Raw genomic sequence first — 14,800 nt, 5'->3', positions numbered from 1 at the left:
CAGGTCACGCAGACAGAGCGCCTGCTTGGGGCATGCGTAATACCAAATCCGGTTGCAGCACTCCGATTAGGAGTTACGCACTTGACCCGAGGGCGTCATTTCCTGCCTGTGGACGGGGCGGAGCCCCTAAACGACGGCGTCACGAGGCAGAGCCTCGCGACGAGATGACATTCGTGAGTTGCAACTGCGTAAGTCCTGTTATGATATAACAGCTACCGAAACGGCCAATGTCTGGGGCAAGTGCGTAACTCCTGCTCTGTTCGTCAGGTATTTTCCATAGCCGGGTTACTTGTACCGCCCCCTGTCGGTACCGCTTGCGTCCCCAGCGACATTAAGGCGAGTTTCGTCGCTCACCGATTGCAAACACCTGTATGATGATTCAGCGCAGATGGTATTAGATGCGTGAGCAGGGCGCGCTGCGTAGCGCGTCACGTTATGTTTGTGGAGGCCGTGGGTCTACAGATGTACCAACGCAGCACGGGCATCCCCACAGCACATTCGCATCATGCAGCAGATCATCGTTTCGCCCCAGGCCTCCACGCTCGGCTCGATGTCCATCGCAGCGCGCAAGTCCATCTGCCTCCTGGCACTTGTGTTTCTTGCAGGCGCGTTTGCACATCCGCACGCACTTCGGGCACAGCCTGTATCCGACACCACCTTCACCTGGCGCGGCTACACGCACGAAAGTGAAACCCATCTACAACTCTACCCGGGTCCGCCCGATGATGAAAACCGCGATCATACCGTGGTGATGCGCGAACTGGCAGAAAACACCGGGCCCACCGTGCTCGACGATATCGAATACGTGGCCGAGGAGGTCGGGCGCGCGTTTGGCATGGACCCTGCGCGGGTTGCGTGGGTCGTGCACTGGGGCGCCTTCTCATATGAGGATGCCGCGGCGTCCGACAAAGAAGTGCTGGTTCGCATCACCTTTCGGCGCACCAGTACCGGACGCCTCAGCGCTCCCTACTGGCGCATTATTACGCCGAATGATCTGCGCGAACTAACCGATAACCGCTACCAGGCTCCTTGAAACGCACTGCAACGATATCAAGGGGCAACCTCCTTTGCATCCAACAGCGCTGTAGCATGTCGCTCGAAAGCCAAAAAAACACAGGGGCCGGTACGCTCCCACTCTTACCGGCACCTGTGCACATCGTGCGGTTAGGCAGCAGATACTCTCCAGCAGCAGTGCTGCAAAGCATCTTGTGATGTGGGATATTGACGTAGGCAGGAAGTAGAAGGTTACAGCGTTGCGGGGTAATAGAGCAAAATACGCGTCGTGCGAAACCAAGAGGGCACACAGGCTCGCAGGAGGGAGGCATCGTTTTCGCTCGCGATTCTATGCGGCGTCGGATGTGTCGAACGCGCGGGTAACGAGCGCCTGGGCATCGGCATGGATCTGGTCGAGGTGGTTGCGCCCTTTGAAGCTCTCGCCGTAGATCTTGTAGATCGCCTCGGTACCTGAGGGACGCGCCACGAACCATCCGTTCTCGGTTTCTACTTTGAGTCCGCCAATGGCAGCGTCGTTGCCGGGCGCTTTGGTGCGGATCGTCTGAATGGGCTCGCCCGCGAGTTCGTCTTGCGTTACGAGATCGGGCGTCAGGTTTTTGAGGACGGCCTTCTGCTCGGGCGTGGCCGGTGCATCCACCCGCTCGTATACGGGGTCGCCAAACTGTTCAGTGAGTTCGGCATAGCGCTCGCTGGGATCCTGACCCGTGCGTGCCGTGATTTCGGCAGCCATGAGTGCGGCGATGATGCCGTCTTTGTCGGTGCTCCAGACCGTGCCGTCTTTGCGCAGGAACGATGCGCCCGCGCTCTCTTCGCCCACAAATCCGCAGGTCTCGTCGTAGAGCACATCCACAAACCACTTGAAGCCGACGGGCACTTCGGTCACCGGACGCTCATAATCGGCGGCGATGCGATCGAGCAGCCGTGTGGTGACCACGGTTTTGCCTACGCCTACGTCATCGGCCCAGCCGGTGCGGCTGCTGAACAGCGCATCCACCATGACACTGAGGTACGCGTTGGGGGGCATGAGCCCTCCGGTTTTCGTGACGATGCCGTGGCGGTCGTGGTCGGTATCGCACGCAAAGGCGACGTCGTACTTGTCTTTCAGGTCGATAAGCGACTGCATGGCGTAGCCCGACGACGGATCCATGCGGATCTGGCCGTCCCAGTCGAGGGTCATAAACGAAAACGTGGGATCGACCTCCGTGCGCAGCACATCCAGTGGCAGGTCGTACGTGTCGGCAATAGCGCTCCAGTAGTGCACGCCCGCCCCACCCAGCGGATCGACCGCGAGAGAGAGCCCGGAGTCACGAATCAGGTCCATGTCGAGGACCGCGTCCAGGTCGTCGACGTAGTGGCGCAGGAAGTCGTATTCTTGGGTGGTGTCGGCTCGTAGCGCCTGCTCGTAGCCCACGCGCTTCACATCGGCCAGTTCGGTATCGAGGTGATGGTTAGCGCGATTTTGGATCCAGTTTGTGGCTGTGGGAGTAGCGGGGCCGCCGGTAGGGCCGTTGTACTTGATGCCGCCGTCGGCGGGCGGGTTGTGCGAGGGGGTGATGATAACGCCATCGGCGTGTCCTTCGGTGCGGCCGTTGTTGTGCGTAAGAATGGCGTGGGATACGGCGGGGGTAGGTGTTACGCCATCATCGGCAGCGATACGCACGGCCACCTCGTTTGCGGCGAACACCTCCAGACACGTGGCCTGTGCTGGGGCCGAGAGCGCATGGGTATCCATCCCCAGAAATAGCGGTCCGGTGATGCCCGCTTCATCGCGATAGTCGCATACGGCCTGGGCAATCGCCAGAATGTGCGCCTCGTTGAAGGTGCGGTCGAAGGCGGTGCCGCGATGGCCCGAGGTGCCAAACGAGACCCGGTGGGCCGTCACCGAAGGGTCCGGCTGGTCGTTCTGATATGCAGCCAAGAGGGCCGACACATCGAGTAGCTGGTCGTTGGGGGCCGGCTGTCCGGCCAAGTCATGTACGCTCATAAGGGTGCGGGAAACGTTGTGAGAAAGATTCGCGGACTTCATGATAGCAAATGATGGACAGAGATCCTACCCTGCGCATCCTTCTGACCATAGGTGCAGCGTAGTGCTGCGTTAACGAGCAGCGGCCCACCTGTGGAGAGAGCACGAGTTGTTCAGCCCGTTGCTCCCACTGCGGCTTGTTCTTGAAGCGCGTACAGCCGCGCCAACAGATCGTGCACGCGCTGCTCGGGTGTATCGTGAGCAATCCAGTGCAAGGCCTCGCCGTAGGTAAGACGCCGCACATCTGCATGTTGCTCGGGCGCAGTTCCGGCCTCGGCACACACGAACACGGGCGTGCCTGCGGCCTGTGCGTGCTCAATGGTGGCGGCCAGCGCAAGCGTGTCGAGGATCTCGGCAGTCAGTACCACGGCGTCGTATCCGCCCCAGATAGCGGCAGGGTGGTTAGATTCAGGGTGGCGCGCAGTTACCGACAGATGCGTGGTGCCGCGCTCGGGCGTTTGGAGCTGTTCAGCGAGTGAGCCAGGCGCGTCGGGCTCTGGTTCGACCACCGCCACATGGAGTCGCTCGTCATCGGAAAGGGGACCGGCGGGCAGGGCGTCGCGCAGGTGTTCGTCGAGGGCGGCCTCGTGCAGGAACGCCGCGAGCTGCGTCTGGAATGGCGGATCGTGCTCGGCCCAGTCTGTTAGGAACGGGTTCATGATGCAGGTGCGAAGCAGGGTAAGCGAGGCATCGGTGTCCACCGCGTTGGCCACCAGCGTATCCGGAAGTACGCCGCGCAGCACATGCTCGTAGGCGCGGGCCTCGACCTCGGTCTTCGACACCAGAAAGTCGTACTGGTTGATATCTTCGCGCCCGTCGACGGTCATGCGCTTCCAGATGCGTTCGGTGTATTCGTTGAGCGCCGCAATGGTGTCGAAGCCCGACCTTGGCATCAGCACAAAACAATAGCCCACAGTGTCGGGCTCGGCGAGGGGATGTAGTTCGATCCAACTGGTGTCGGAGAAGCGCGTGTGCATGGCCTCGACCAGCGCCTGGTTCACGGCGATGCAGTTTTTCATGAGCTGGCCGTGGCCCTCGGGCGTAAGCGGAACCATGGCCTGCGACAGGTAGCAGCTCACAGCGGCGGCGCCGGGGCGCGAGCCTTCGAGCGTCCACTGCCCCAGGAAGCCGCCGAACCCGGAGCGGTCATCATCGGCCAGATAGGGCGCCGCGTACGAGATGGCGTCGCGCAGGTGATAGTCGCGAAAGAGCACCGCCCCAGCGGGATACGGAATGTAGCCGAACTTGTGCGGGTCGGTCGTGATGGAGTCGGCCTTGCTCATGGCAGCAATACCGTTGTATATCTCCGCATCAACCAGTGCGTTGGAGCCGGTTAGGGCATCGTCATCTACCTCGTTGTAGGGCACGATGGTGCCGTCATCGTTTTTAGGCAGCATGGAGGCGAAGTAGCCGCCAAACGCCGCGTCGCAGTGGTGCCAGAAGGTAAGCCCGTGCGCGGCGGCCTCTTCGCGGAACGCCTCGATCTGGTGCAGTGGGTCGACCGCACCCTCTTCGGTGGTGCCGCAGATGCTGACCACACTCAGCACGGGCTGCTGGTTTTCAGCGTGGGTGCGCACGCGGTCGGCGAGCGCCTCCATATCCATGCGGATGCGGTCGTCGGTGGGGATGGTTTCCAGTGCATCCGCTCCCAGACCGACCACGTCCAGGTTTTTCTTCCAGCAGTAGTGGGCGGCCTGCGAGATGAGCACCTTCGGCAGCCGTGCTGGGTCATTGGGGAAGGTTTCGTTATACGAGAGCAGAAACGACGCGAGTCCGGCAGTGCGCACGCTGGGAATGGCCTCCTGAAACGCCTGAGCGGTGGCGCGGTCGGCCTCGGCCAGTTGAGTCTTAATGCGCAGGTGCAGGTCGGTGATTTCGGGAATAGGCAGGTTCGACAGCGCAAACGTCGACAGGGCGTCAAGCTGCGCAGAATCGCCCTGGGCAGTCTGTACCTTCATGCGGGCCATGTGCGCAAAGTCGGCGTGTGTTTCGCCAACGAGCCGCACCGCGAGCGGGTAGAGGCGTACGTTGCGCGCCATCCAGAGGGCTTCGAGGTTGGCGACGGTACCACCGCTGCACAGGTGGCCCCAGCTAAAGGGGCGGCGGCGGGCGCGGGCCTTTGGGGGGAGCGTTTCGGGCAGAAACTCGGGGTAGCCCACCATCTGCGCCAGCGCGGTGAAGTACGCGCGCTCCTCACGCACGGTCTCGGGCGAGACTTCCTCGACCACGTTATTCTGGTTGTAGAGCAGCCCGGCAAAGTAGCCAATGAGCGCCGGTAGTGTGGGGTCGCTCACGATGTGGGCCACCTGGCGCGGCGAATAGAGCGGGGCCGCCCGTTTGAGCTCCGACAGAATCTGAAACAGCTCGTCGCGCATCTGGGCGGTCATGGCCGAGAAGGCCTCCGACCGCTTGTCGCGCTCTCCGATCAGGCGCGGATCGCTGGGGTGGAAGTTGCGCCGCCAGAACACGTGGTCGCGCAGCACCTCCAGCAAGAGCTGCTCCAGCTCATCCAGATTTTCGCCTTTGGGACCCAGAAAGGCCGATTTGTGAAGAGCGTCGTTCATACGGGCAGAGGCAGGGCTAATGAATCAACAGACGAGAGACGCATGACACAAATGCCTACGCGTTCATGCGGGGCGGTGTTACGCCACCGAGAAGGCCATCGAGAAGCATGGTGCAACCGCCGTATGCATGTTGCCCTTCCATACAATGTTGCCCTTCCATACAAAGGCGCCAGCCCCAGGCAGTGAGCCGGGAACTGGCGCCCTAACCGTGTCCTTGCAACAAACGTTACGAAGAGTCGGCTATGCGGTTATCGGTCGTTCGAAAGCACGCGATCAATCACGTGAACGACGCCGTTTTCCGCTTCCAGATCGGTCGTCTGGATGTGAGCCCCGCCAATGCGAGGCTTCCCGTCTTCGTTGGTGATGTTCAGCGACGTACCGTCCATCATTTTTATGGACGAAGCCGCCAGCACGTCCTTCGCGGACTTCCGGCCGGAGGCAACATGCAGCTTCAGGATGTTCTGGAGTGTGCTGCGGTTTGCAGGTTTCATCAGCGTGCCCCAGGTTTCGCGAGACAGCTTATCGAACGCTGCGTCATTGGGGGCAAAGACCGTAAACGGTCCCTTGCCTTTCAGCGTGTCGACCAACTGGGCTTGCGTGAGGGCCTCTGCGAGTTTGGTGAAGTCGTTAGCTTCTACAGCCAGATCAACAACGGTAGATGCTCTTTTTTTGGCTACAGCCATGGTAGGGAGGTTAGATACGATGGAAAAACGATTCGAATGTGACCATAGCATACAATATCCTGAAAGATAGCACCCCCAACGATTGCATAGCACGCGCCTTGCACCGCCGGTGCGATACGGTGTGATCCAACCATGCGCCACCACGCCGCACTGCTACAGGCGGCTTTACATGTGGCTTCATGCAGTGCCATTCATCATGTAGCGCCGAAGCTCGTTACACGCCTGTGAAACGAAGTCCGGATGCGCGGGATACCACATGCGTTATTTGCTTCCCCATTATCTTTTTGTTGCCTATGCACCTATCTCGCTCACTCTTCCTGTTCGTGCTCGCTGCCATCCTGGTGGTTGGATGCGACGCCGACCCAGCTTCCAACGATTCTGATTCCGACCCAGCCAACGACCCCGACACCGAAGCCCCAACCTACCCGACAGCCATTCAGATCGATGGCGAGGCGTCCGACTGGAGCGAAGTCCCCGTGCGCCACACCGACGCCACCGGCGACGGCGATGCCCTCGATTTTGAGCGCCTGTGGGTTGCGCACGACAGTGAGCGCTTGTATCTGCGCGTAGAAGTGGGATCTGAGATTAACCTGCAAGAAGATAACGACCTGACGCTTCACCTGGACACCGACTACGATGCCGATACGGGCACCGAGGTGCAAGGCATGGGCGCCGACCTGTCGTGGACCTTCGGCGAACGCAGTGGGCGCGTGCACGCCAATGGCGGACGTCCCGAGGTGGAGCATGAAGCCATTGGGTTGGTAACGCTTCCAACCGTCACCTCCTCGGTCTTTGAAATTGCACTCGATCGCGATGCGACCCCGGCCAGCGCGCCGCTCTTTCGGGCGGATTCGCTGCGGGTCGCCTTTACCGGGGGGGGCGATCAGGTCCCTGATAACGGCGGGGCCTCCTACGCCTTCACCGACACCGATCTGCCCAACTGGCCTACCCCCGAGTTGGAGCGCACGACCGACGACGGTGTACGCGTGCTCTCCTACAACGCCGAGCGCGACGGCTTCTTTGAGGACAGCCGCGCCGACAGTTACACGCAAATTCTGGAAACGGTGCAGCCCGACATCATCGGCTTCAACGAGCTCTACGAAAACAATGCCGAGGCCACCCGCGAGCGCGTCGAAAGCCTCTACGGCACGCCCGATTCGGGCCAGTGGCATGTGGATAAGAAAGGTATCGACCTGATTATGGTGAGCAAGTATCCCATCCTCGACACCCACGCTATCACCGGCTATCAGAACTACACCAGTGGGGCATATCTGCTGGATACGCAAGACGACCTCGGCACACCGCTGCTCGTGATTCTGGCGCACCTGCCGTGCTGCAACTACGAGGACGACAACCCCTCGCGCGATGTGCGCCGCCAGCTGGGCGTGGACTCGATTATCGCGTTTCTGCGAGAGGCGCAGGCTGGTGAGGCCGCCATCGACGTACCCGAAGACACCCCTGTGCTCATCACCGGCGACATGAACTTCGTGGGGGATGCGCAGCAGCCGAACACCCTGGAAACGGGTACCATCGTCAACACCGATGAGTTTGGCGAATCAACCGCCCCCGACTGGGACGGCACCGACCTGCTCGACGTCAATCCGCGGCAAACCGGCACCTCGCTGCACAGCACCTGGATGGGCGTGGGCAGTTCGTATCCGCCCAGCCGCCTCGACTACGCCTACGTGAGCGACAGCGTGCTCGACGTAGCCCACGCCTACACGCTCTACACGCCGGGCCTGCCCGACAGCGTGCGCCAGGCGCACAACCTCGATGCCGACGCCACCACCACCGCCTCCGACCACCTGCCGCTCGTGCTCGATCTGGTGCAGCGGTAGCGCGTGACGCCGCACGGCAGAAGGGCTTGGGGGCGAGGTGGAGGGCAGGAGCGTCCTCCGCATCGCACCGTCCTTTCGTCTGGAATCAGCACCGCCCCCGAACCGTCATCCTGAACTTGATTTAGGGCCCAGTCTACTGCTGTGTCACAGGTCAATGGTTGGGTTGCAGCATGCCCCGTTTACATCGTGTCATCTTGAGCGGAGCGGCTCCGCCAAGGAGACGCGGAGTCCTGACACGAGCGAAGCGACTGATGAACGCAGTGAATAAAGATCTCCCCCGAGGTGGGCAGGATCCCCTATCCCGCCGTATCTTCTAAACGCCAAGGAGATGGTTCGACTCTCGGCTCCTCCGTCGCCTTCCGCTCACCATGACAGGCTTCGTGGGGGCTGATTGCAGGCAACCATCAAAATGAGGGTTGACACGACACTACCTGTTGAAACGCAGCGTGGATCGGGGAGCGAGGTGTAGCACCTCTGCCGTGCATGTTGTATTATAAGATGCATCCGTCGTTGCCTTCCACTACGCCCCGTTGCCATGCGCACCTGCTCCCGTTTTCTGCTCATCATCTGCCTTATGGTTGCGGCGGTCGTACCCGCCACGGCACAACATCCTGAAGACGATAGGGCACCAGCGGTGCTCTCCATGGAAGAGCGCGCCGACGTTGTGAACACGTGGCTACAGGAGCGCCTCGACACCGTGCTGCCCACGCTCATGCGGCGTGAAGACGTGGACCTGTGGATTGTGAGCGCACGCGAATACAACGAAGACCCTATCATCGAGACGATGCTTCCCGCCACATGGATGGCCGCCCGCCGCCGCACCATGCTCGTGTTCTACGACCGCGGTCCCGACGAGGGCGTTGAACGCCTGGCCATCAGCCGGTACGATGTGGGCGACCTCTTTCCCTCGGCGTGGGACCCCGATGAGCAGCCCGACCAGTGGGCACGCCTGGCGGAGATCGTCTCCGAGCGCGATCCCGAATCTATTGCGCTCAATACCTCCGAGACGTTCGCGCTGGCCGACGGCATGACCGCAAGCGAGATGCAGCAACTCGAATCGGCCCTTTCGGAAACGCACCGCGAGCGCATCGTATCGGGCGAGGCGTTGGCGATTGGCTGGCTGGAGACGCGCACCCAGGCAGAGCACCAGGCCTACCGGCACATCAATCGATTGGCGCATTCGATTATTGCGGAAGGACTCTCTGAAGCCGTGATTCAGCCCGGCATCACCACAACCGATGATGTTGAGTGGTGGTACCGCGACCGCATTCGCGATCTGAACCTGACCGCCTGGTTCCACCCGAGCGTGTCGGTACAGCGCGCCAATGCCGAGTGCGAAGACGGCGATTTCTCATCCGACAGCGGCCCCACCGTCATCCAACCCGGCGACCTTGTGCACATGGACCTGGGTATCACGTACCTGCGCCTGAACACCGACACACAGCGCAACGCCTACGTGCTGCGTCCCGGCGAGACCGAGGCGCCCGCCGGACTGCAACAGGCCCTGCGCCAGGCCAACCGCGTGCAAGACCTGCTTACCGATCAGTTTGAGACCGGGCGCAGCGGCAATGCCATTCTATCGGATGCCCTGGCGGCTGCCGAAAGCGAAGGGCTCGATGCCACCATCTACACACATCCGCTGGGCTACCACGGCCACGGCGCCGGCCCGACGATTGGACTGTGGGACCAGCAAGACGGCGTGTCTGGCTGGGGCGACTACCCGCTCTACGCGAATACCGCGCACTCCATTGAACTGAACGCAGCTGTGCCGATTCCTGAATGGGATGACCAGGAGATCCTCATGAAGGTGGAAGAAGATGCCTTCTTTGACGGTGATACCGTTACGTACCACGACGGGCGGCAGACGGAGCTGTATCTTGTGCCGCGACAGCGGTAGTGGAAAGGGGCTGTGCGGTTAGATTCAGCCCCCGACTGGCTATCATCTCGAACGTCTACAATTTGCCACCCACGTGCTGCCACAACCGTGCATCCCAACCAAACATGTGGGGGGAGTACGTTCATACAGCGTTTTTTGGTATGCGGCGATTTCGACCGGGAAACTCCGACGGAAACGCATTCATACGGCACTTCACTGAACATAAGTGTTTGATCTATATAATTTTACGGAATTCCTTCCCCTAAATCCCCCTCCTCTGAGGGGGACTTGAGGAACGCCTTCCACGGTTCCTTCCTCCTCGGCTAGTCTATGCACACAACCTGGAATAGCTGTGGGCGTCTAATACAAATTAGTGTTCTGTAGGCTGGTGTTCATTTTTGCCTTGATGCAAAAACGAACCAAAAAAATCAAGGCTGGAAGAACTGGGCCTGACTGCGCCCTCCGGTCCGCTAAAATTGATCAAACTCACTCGCAGGCTCGCTCAAACAGGATCAATTTTCGAGCGCGTCCCTCCGGGCTTCGTCCGGGCGGCCCACTTCTTCGAGGCCGGAAGGGCTTCATACAAGGGCTTCATACCGCGGGGAGGTGTGAATCCTGTAAACGAAATACCCCCAAACAGATGACCTGAATGCGGATCCAATGGCACGGACGATCCAGTCGATCTAGCAAAGGGGAAAATAATTGAACAAGTGGTAAAGCAGGCAAACCTCTTGCCAACAAAATATCAAAGAGAAAGTTATGTGCAAGAACTAGCGGAGAGGAGGACTTTGTTTCAAGGTGTTGCGCATGGCTCCGCTGTGCGAGGCAGGCTATTCAGGGGGACAACTGGCATGCCCCTTCGAGGCCCTCTGCCCCACTAACTTGGCACAGACACCGCTCGTGACGCCACCATCTCTCTCGGACGCTCCTGCGTCCGACCCGTAGCGTCACGTCTATTCTGTTGTGTCTTTGCCCGGGACGCAAGCGGTGCCGGCGATCTGTGGGGCGAATGCCATTGGCACTTGCACGTCCCCTGGGCGGCACGTCGCTAAACACGTACGCTGTCGGGATTGTCCGGGATGACAGGACGATGGGGAGTTCCGCACCTTCTGCACCCATAGCACAATTCGTTCTCAGGGGAAAAGCGGCTCTCTGGTCTCCTTCACATGCTCCAAGGAATAGGTGCGGGTATTGTGGTTTCTCTCGCAACAGATTTGCCGGAAATTGTCCCTCAGATTACTATATCAGACCAGGCCGCAAATCTCGATAACGTGCTACGTGCAACGCGCCTGTTGGGTAAGAGTGGGGCTCACAAGTAGATCAGCGTGGCATACATGAAGTACACCGTCAGCCCAATGATGTCGTTAAGCGTGGTCACGAACGGTCCCATGGCGCTCGCCGGGTCGATACCCAGTCGCTTGAGCACGAAGGGGACCAGCGCACCGTTTGTCGTGGCGAGTAGAATCACGGTCAGCATGGTGCAGCCCAGTGTGGCTACAAGCAGTTGCACGTTACCCAGCCCGAGCACAGCAATTGTGATGCAGAGCAGCGCAGCCAGGATAAGCCCGTTGAGCAGAGCCACGGTCATCTCTTTCAGCACGCGGCGTCCGATATCGTCCATCCACAGATCGCCCGAAGACAGCCCCTGCACGGCGATCGCCGCACTTTGCACCGCAGCGTTGCCTCCCATTGCCGTTACAATGGGGATGAACGTAGCCAGCACCACGGCCTGCTCCAATGCCACCTCGAACCCCCCAATGACCGAGCCCGACAGCCCCGCACCAAACAAGCCTACAAGGAGCCAGGGCAGCCGGCCTCGGCTTACGGCCCATACTGTATCGTCGGGCTGCTCAATCCCCGAGCCCCCACTCATAATCTGGATATCCTCCTCGGCCTCCTCTCGGATCACATCGACCACATCGTCAATCGTGATACGACCCACCATGCCGCCTGTGGCATCAACCACCGGAAGCGACACCAGGTCGTAGCGCTCCATGATGCGCGCGACCTCCTCGCGATCCATATCCGTTTCAACGGTGACGACCTCGGAGTCCATTACGGTATGCACCGGCTGGTCGGCAGGAGCCAGCATCAGGTCTTTCAGAGAAACGACCCCTTGAAGCTGGTCATGATCGTTCACCACAAATACCGCATAGATGTCGTCGATAGCCTCGGCATGCTGACGCACCGCTTCAATGACGCGATCCAGGGGCCATGACGGAGGCACCGACACAAATTCGCGGGCCATGATCCCGCCCGCGCTCTCCTCGTCGTACTCCAACAGCGCGGCTACGTCGTGCGTGTCCTCCAAATCCGACAAGACATGCAATGCCTGCGCATCGCTCATGTCGCTGAGGACGTCCGCGGCATCGTCGGTGTCGAGCGCATCAATGAGACGACGCAGGCGCTCGGGATTAATCGCACGAAGCAAGTCGCGACGCTGGCTGTCGCTTAGCTCAATCAGGATCTCGCTGGATTGCGCATCCGGAAGCCAGGCAAACATGGTGTGTGCCTGCGCCTCGGGCAGACGACCCATGAGCAACGCCAAATCGGCCGGATGTAAGTCGGCAGCCAGGTTCAGGACCATGCCCCGCTGCTCTGCATCCACCAGCACAGATATGTCGTCAACAAACTGCGCATCGATTTCGAGAACACCAGGGCGCGATGAAGAGTCGGGCATGACACGTAGATCAGGAAGGGAGCGCAGTCCGAAATCATTCGGTGGAGGTACGCGGGGCTGCATGGGCGTCCAGATACTCCGCAAGCTCCACATACTCCTGGGGACGAAGCGCCTCTGCACGACGGCGTCCCCAATCGTTCGGAAGTGTTAGGTCTTGGTCTTTACTCCATGGGCTCAAGCTATTGCGCAGCATTTTACGGCGCTGGTTGAAGGCTGAACGCACCAGCTTCCGCATCCAGTCGACGTCTACCGAAGGTTCCTCGGATGTGTTGTAGGTGCAACGAACCGCAGCGCTGGTCACGTTTGGCTGGGGTGTAAACACGTGCCGCGATACGCTAAAGAGGTATTCTGGATTTGCGTAGAGCTGCATCAGCACGCTCAAGATGCCGTAAGCTTTGGTGCGCGGCGTAGCGACAAGGCGCTCGGCCACTTCTTTCTGCATCGTGAGCACCGCTTCGTGCACCACAGCCCGCGCATCCAACAGAACAAACAAGATCTGGCTCGTGAGATAGTACGGCGTGTTGCTAATCACGTAGAGCGGTCCGCCTTTCTCCTCCGCCAGTGCGGCCCAGTTCGCCTCCAGCGCATCGGTTTCGCGGACGTCAACATTGGGCAGATGTTCGTTCAAGTAGGCAACGGCTCGCTGATCGATTTCAAGCGCAGTGAAGGTGTTGTACCGGTCGTGGAGTACCTCGGTGAGCGCTCCGGTGCCGGGCCCAACCTCAACGACATGCGCATCGGGCGGAGCCGTTAGCGCCCCTACGATCTTGCGAATCATGTTGGGGTCGTGCATAAAGTTCTGCCCAAGGCTCTGCTTGGGACGAAAAGGGGCGCGCTGCGTCATAGAAAGCTGCTTGCCAAGGGGATTCAGATGATGGGGGCACAACACATGTGCACGTTAGCGCAAGTGCGTGCGGCGGTTGCGTACATAGTCTTCGAAGAGGAAGGAGCCCAAATCGTCGAGCGACGCGTAGTAAGCCCGCCCCCGATTGGCTTCCGTCAGATCGCGAACGAAGTTTTGCAATTGCGGATCGCGCGCTACCATAAATGTCGTGATGGTGATGCCTTCGCGACGGCACATCATGCCTTCGTCGAGCACTTTGTTTACGATGCGCCGATCCAGCCCGAACGCGTTGCGGTACATGCGCCCATTTTCGATATGGCAACTGGGCTTCCCGTCGGTGATCATAAAGATCTGCTTGTTGCGATTTTTGCGCCGATGCAGGATGTCGCGAGCGCGTTGCAGTCCGGCGCGTGTATTCGTGTAGTACGGCCCGACCTCCAAGTACGGCAGATCTTTTAGGTCCACCTCCCAGGCCTCGTTGCCAAACGCAACGATATCGAGCGTATCGTCGGGATAGCGCGTCTGGATGAGTTCGGCCAACGCCAGAGCCGTCTTACGCGCCGGCGTAATGCGGTCTTCGCCGTAGAGCACCATCGAGTGCGACAGGTCGATCATGAGAACGGTAGCCATGGTCGACTGATGGTCCGTTTCATGCACGCGGAAGTCGTCCTCGCTCAGGTGCCAGTCCGAGCCAATTCCGCTACGACGAAATGCATTCGAGAGCGTCCCCGTCACATCGAGCCGGTTGATGTTATCGCCAAAAGCCCAACGCCGCGTTTCGGGTAGCCGCTCGTCGCCCTGTCCAGGATATGGGGTGCGATGCGTACCGCGTCCGTCTTTGTGCAGGTTGTTGAATACACGCTCCAGTGCGCGCTCTCGCAAGGCCCGCTCGGTACGCGCCGTAATCTGAATGGACTGCCCCTCTTCGTCATCTCGCAGATAGCCACGCCGCTTCAGTTCCTCAATGAAGTCGCCGATGCCCTCATCGTACTCCTCCGTTAAGCCATACTGTTCGTCCAGTTGGGTCAGCCACTCCAGTGCTTCCACAGCATCACCCGCCGTATGCTGAAGCAACTCCTGAAAGAGTTCATTCAACTGCTCAAAAAGCGGACGCTGATCGCCGTGGCGCGCGTCATCCCACGCCGTATACTCAAAAGAAAAAGCCATGCGTCCTCGGGGTTAGTGGCAAAGAGCCGTCGGAGTATCCGTAACGCCGTGGGCAATGTGGGTGTTCAGGGGGATGCGAATTCGTTGCGCCGTTGGTGCGGGGGTAGATTC

At 60.1% G+C, this 14,800-nt stretch carries 9 protein-coding genes; 3 read left to right on the top strand and 6 right to left on the bottom strand.

The features are described 5' to 3' along the window. Positions 1 to 505 precede the first annotated feature (505 nt). Positions 506 to 1,033 carry a hypothetical protein gene (locus tag R6U20_RS04775; RefSeq protein WP_410336726.1) on the top strand — a complete coding sequence of 176 codons (528 nt, stop codon included), beginning with the start codon at positions 506 to 508 and terminating at the stop codon, positions 1,031 to 1,033. 309 nt (positions 1,034 to 1,342) lie between these two features. Here R6U20_RS04775 and pgm read toward each other — a convergent pair whose 3' ends face one another. From pgm to R6U20_RS04760, 3 genes are all read right to left on the bottom strand, one after another. Beyond that, entirely contained in the window at positions 1,343 to 2,998 is a 1,656-nt protein-coding gene (pgm, locus tag R6U20_RS04770) for a phosphoglucomutase (alpha-D-glucose-1,6-bisphosphate-dependent) (RefSeq protein WP_410336725.1), read from the bottom strand. Positions 2,999 to 3,150: 152 nt separating this feature from the next. Then, on the bottom strand, positions 3,151 to 5,601 hold the full coding sequence (locus R6U20_RS04765; protein WP_410336724.1) for a pyridoxal phosphate-dependent decarboxylase family protein: 2,451 nt from the start codon (positions 5,599 to 5,601) through the stop codon (positions 3,151 to 3,153). Between the two features lie 248 nt (positions 5,602 to 5,849). After that, positions 5,850 to 6,284, bottom strand: coding sequence for a fasciclin domain-containing protein (locus R6U20_RS04760; protein ID WP_410336723.1), 435 nt, complete (start codon positions 6,282 to 6,284; stop codon positions 5,850 to 5,852). Positions 6,285 to 6,577: 293 nt separating this feature from the next. Between R6U20_RS04760 and R6U20_RS04755 the strand changes: the two genes are divergently transcribed. Together R6U20_RS04755 and R6U20_RS04750 are read left to right on the top strand one after the other, a co-directional pair. Continuing rightward, complete coding sequence (locus tag R6U20_RS04755; RefSeq protein ID WP_410336722.1) at positions 6,578 to 8,122, top strand: endonuclease/exonuclease/phosphatase family protein; 1,545 nt, start codon at positions 6,578 to 6,580, stop codon at positions 8,120 to 8,122. 535 nt (positions 8,123 to 8,657) lie between these two features. After that, positions 8,658 to 10,019, top strand: a complete 1,362-nt coding sequence (locus R6U20_RS04750) for a M24 family metallopeptidase (RefSeq protein ID WP_410336721.1) — start codon at positions 8,658 to 8,660, stop codon at positions 10,017 to 10,019. A 1,288-nt stretch (positions 10,020 to 11,307) separates the two neighbouring features. Here R6U20_RS04750 and mgtE read toward each other — a convergent pair. Genes mgtE through R6U20_RS04735 form a run of 3 tightly spaced genes read right to left on the bottom strand, consistent with a single transcriptional unit; the run spans position 11,308 to position 14,689 of the window. After that, positions 11,308 to 12,678, bottom strand: coding sequence for a magnesium transporter (gene mgtE, locus R6U20_RS04745; protein ID WP_410336720.1), 1,371 nt, complete (start codon positions 12,676 to 12,678; stop codon positions 11,308 to 11,310). A gap of 34 nt (positions 12,679 to 12,712) precedes the next feature. After that, entirely contained in the window at positions 12,713 to 13,522 is an 810-nt protein-coding gene (gene rsmA, locus R6U20_RS04740) for a 16S rRNA (adenine(1518)-N(6)/adenine(1519)-N(6))-dimethyltransferase RsmA (RefSeq protein ID WP_410336719.1), read from the bottom strand. A gap of 54 nt (positions 13,523 to 13,576) precedes the next feature. Further along, positions 13,577 to 14,689, bottom strand: a complete 1,113-nt coding sequence (locus R6U20_RS04735; protein ID WP_410336718.1) for a vWA domain-containing protein — start codon at positions 14,687 to 14,689, stop codon at positions 13,577 to 13,579. Between the last annotated feature and the right edge of the window lie 111 nt (positions 14,690 to 14,800).

The sequence above is a fragment of the Longimonas sp. genome, from assembly GCF_046498435.1.
GTDB lineage: Bacteria > Bacteroidota > Rhodothermia > Rhodothermales > Salinibacteraceae > Longimonas.
Note: the sequence above shows the minus strand (reverse complement) of the source record. Positions and strands in the feature narration are given on the sequence as shown.

What these genes read in the sequence shown, in the direction of transcription:
- R6U20_RS04775 (WP_410336726.1), top strand. Translation starts at nt 506, where the DNA reads ATGCAGCAGATCATCGTTTCGCCCCAGGCCTCCACGCTCGGCTCGATG.
- pgm (WP_410336725.1), bottom strand. Translation starts at nt 2,998, where the DNA reads ATGAGCGTACATGACTTGGCCGGACAGCCGGCCCCCAACGACCAGCTA.
- R6U20_RS04765 (WP_410336724.1), bottom strand. Translation starts at nt 5,601, where the DNA reads ATGAACGACGCTCTTCACAAATCGGCCTTTCTGGGTCCCAAAGGCGAA.
- R6U20_RS04760 (WP_410336723.1), bottom strand. Translation starts at nt 6,284, where the DNA reads ATGGCTGTAGCCAAAAAAAGAGCATCTACCGTTGTTGATCTGGCTGTA.
- R6U20_RS04755 (WP_410336722.1), top strand. Translation starts at nt 6,578, where the DNA reads ATGCACCTATCTCGCTCACTCTTCCTGTTCGTGCTCGCTGCCATCCTG.
- R6U20_RS04750 (WP_410336721.1), top strand. Translation starts at nt 8,658, where the DNA reads ATGCGCACCTGCTCCCGTTTTCTGCTCATCATCTGCCTTATGGTTGCG.
- mgtE (WP_410336720.1), bottom strand. Translation starts at nt 12,678, where the DNA reads ATGCCCGACTCTTCATCGCGCCCTGGTGTTCTCGAAATCGATGCGCAG.
- rsmA (WP_410336719.1), bottom strand. Translation starts at nt 13,522, where the DNA reads ATGACGCAGCGCGCCCCTTTTCGTCCCAAGCAGAGCCTTGGGCAGAAC.
- R6U20_RS04735 (WP_410336718.1), bottom strand. Translation starts at nt 14,689, where the DNA reads ATGGCTTTTTCTTTTGAGTATACGGCGTGGGATGACGCGCGCCACGGC.